General features: G+C 30.4%; 1 protein-coding gene. It reads right to left on the bottom strand.

What is annotated here, in order from left to right; translation table 11 throughout:
- Nucleotides 1-21: 21 nt before the first annotated feature.
- Complete coding sequence (locus U881_RS0102390) at nt 22-237, bottom strand: hypothetical protein (RefSeq protein WP_024653111.1); 216 nt, start codon at nt 235-237, stop codon at nt 22-24.
- Between the last annotated feature and the right edge of the window lie 148 nt (nt 238-385).

The raw sequence follows: 385 nt of genomic DNA, 5'->3' as shown, positions 1-385 counted from the left end.
TATGTACAAAGTAAACACATATCATCCTCTATTTTTTACACGAATACAATCAAGTTTTTTTGCAAAACGTAAACTTAAAGACTCAGCTCTTTCCTGAATTTTTTGAATTTCCTGATTTTCTCTCTCTTCTATGTATGCAATCCAATCGCCAATAGTTTTACCTTTGCCATACTTTTCTTCAAACTCACTAAGCTCTTTATACAGAACTAACAGATCGTGAAATTTTTGACAATTCATTTATTATCCCTAATTAACTAACTTTTTTTACACAGTATGCCCCATTCTCAAAAACATGATGAAGAGTATATTCAGCTATCCTCAAATCATATTGAAGCAAATCCTCGTAAATTTCTCCAAAAATTCTAGTATCAAGTTGAGCATAATT

Source organism: Borrelia persica No12 (genome assembly GCF_000500045.1).
GTDB lineage: Bacteria > Spirochaetota > Spirochaetia > Borreliales > Borreliaceae > Borrelia > Borrelia persica.
The sequence above is the reverse complement of the archived record's forward strand: the minus strand, read 5'-3'. Positions and strand labels throughout refer to the sequence as shown.